Consider the following 2365-nt stretch of genomic DNA (forward strand, 5'->3'; position numbering starts at 1 on the left):
TGTCTGCGTACTTGTCTGAGTGCACCACCGCGTACGAAGTTGCGTGCACCACTGCTCAGGCCACTTCGGTGTCCCGTTCGATGGCCTGGAGGCGGTTCTTGAGTCGGTAGCTGTTGCCGTTGATCGAAACGACTTCGCAGTGGTGCAGGAGGCGGTCGAGGATCGCGGTGGCCAGGACTTCATCGCCGAACACCTGTCCCCATTCGCTGAATGTCTTGTTTGAGGTCAGGATGATGGATCCCTTCTCGTAACGCTTGGAGATGACCTGGAAAACGAGGTTCGCCTCGGCTCGTTCCAGAGGCTGGTAGCCCACTTCGTCGACCACGAGGACGGCAGGCCGCAGGTAGCTGGTGAGCTTGCTCATCAGCCGCCCTTGATCCTCAGCGGCCTTCAGATGGCGGACCATGTCGTCGAGGCTGGTGAAGTAGATCGAGTAGCCGGCCCGGCAGGCCGCAACTGCGAGGGCGACAGCGAGATGCGTCTTGCCGACCCCGGGCGGCCCGAGCAGAGCGACGTTGGCCTTGTCCTCGACGAAGGAAAGAGTGGCCAGGTCTTTGACCTTGCGCGGGTCAAGGTCGGGCTGGAAGGCGAAGTCGTATTCCTCCAGCGTCTTGTGGTGCGGCAGTTTCGACAGCCTGAGCCCGTTGCGGAAACGGCGGTCGTCTCGGACCGCGAGTTCCTCGGCCAGCACCAGGTCGATGAGCTCGAGGTAGCCCATCTTTGCCTCGTCCGCCCGCTGGATGTACTGGTTGAGGGCTTCGGCCAGGTGCGGCAGGCCCAGCTTGACGGCGGTGGCACGGATGCGGTTGCTGGTCAGCTCGCTCAACGGGCTTCCTTCGTCGTCGCGTTGGTGGTGAAAGGACGGGTGCCGGTCAGCTCGTCATAGACCGACAGCGGACGGCGGCCGACCTCGACGTGTGCGGCTGCGGACCGGTTCAGCAGAGCCTGCAGTGGACCATCCGCTGCCCTCAGAGGCTGGCCGCGACGGGGTGAAGGGAGATCGTCTCCGGTGGTGACGCGGCGGCCGGCGCCGGTGGGCAGGCCGTCCCAGTGGGTCTCGTCCACGATGCGGGCGCCTCGGCCGACTGCCCTGGGGTGGACGGCCAGCAACGTCTGACCGTTCCCGTCGGCGATGGTGGAGTGCACAGTGATCTGGGACTTCGTCGCCCGGACCTCGACCAGTTGGCGAGGACGGATCTTGCGGGCGGGGACCGAGTAGAGGTTCGCGTCGAAGGCGACCAGGCAGTCTTTGCCGACATGCCGCAGATGCCGCTGCGTGACCAGATACGCAGTCGTCGGCAGCGGCCGCAGCGCCGTGTGATCGCGCACGGCCCGGTGCCCGATGACCTCACCGTGGGTGCCATGGACCTTCGCCCGCCGCAGGGGCACCCAGGCGGCGAAGGCGGCGTTGATCTCCTCGATGGAGGAGAAGGCCCGCCCGGCGAGCACATGGTCTCGGACAATGCCGACCTGGCGCTCGACCCGTCCTTTGCCCTGAGGCCGGTAGGCGGCCAGCACGTCGATGTCGAAGTCGTAGTGTCCGGCGAACGCGACCGCTTCCGGGTGCAGCGGGACTGCCTCACCCGGAGCGACGTGCCGACGCACGACTGTCTTGGTGCGGTCGTAGACGATGCTCATCGGCACCCCACCGAAGTGCGCGAACGCCAGCCGGTGGCAGTCGAAGAACGTCGCCAGATCCTGGCCGGTGGTGAAGCAGCAGAACGGATCACGCGAGTACGACAGCGTCATGTGGAACGAGTAGACCTTCGGAATGCCCACGTGGGCGAGGATCTTCCCTTCGTCACCCCAGTCAACCTGGGCCTGAGCGCCTGGGACGACCTCGAACCGCCGGTGCAGGCCCGCCAACTCGGCCGGACCGATGCCCAGTTCTTCCGCAATCCGCGGCCGGGCCTCCTGCAGATAGAGCTTCACCCGCTGGTAGTTGATGCTGACCGCGTAGTCCTGGACCAGACGCTCGTGGATCACCGACGCCTTCAGCAGGACCTCGGACCTGAGCATCGCGTCGATCAGCGGCGCAACCTCGTCCACCACCCGCCGATACCGCTGACCGGCCGCTTCACGCTTCGGCGGCGCGGCCGAAGACGGATCCTTCAAGTACTTGCCGACCGTCCGACGGTTCAGCCCGGTCTCCTTGGAGATCTCCCGCAGGCTCATCGCACCGGACTCATACAGCGGACGGAACCGCCTCAGCTCCAGCCACCGATGTGGATCCAACACCACCGCCAGCCGCCTCCCTGCCACCCCGAACCGACAGCAGCAGACTCACGGCCCCCACCTATTGCCGCCCCGGAAACGGAGCACATTCCTCCGTATGAGGTGGCGCACGTTCACTTGTACGCCGACA

At 65.8% G+C, this 2365-nt stretch carries 2 protein-coding genes; both read right to left on the minus strand.

The genetic code is table 11. The features are described 5' to 3' along the window. Positions 1-55: 55 nt before the first annotated feature. A complete protein-coding gene (gene istB, locus ACZ60B_RS42835; RefSeq protein WP_469397473.1) occupies positions 56-826 on the minus strand; it encodes an IS21-like element helper ATPase IstB in 771 nt (256 codons plus the stop codon). Beyond that, positions 823-2175 carry an IS21 family transposase gene (gene istA, locus ACZ60B_RS42840; protein WP_469397475.1) on the minus strand — a complete coding sequence of 451 codons (1353 nt, stop codon included), beginning with the start codon at positions 2173-2175 and terminating at the stop codon, positions 823-825. Before istA ends, istB begins: the two co-directional genes overlap by 4 nt. Positions 2176-2365 lie beyond the last annotated feature (190 nt).

Source organism: Streptomyces sp. NPDC104096 (assembly GCF_055584385.1).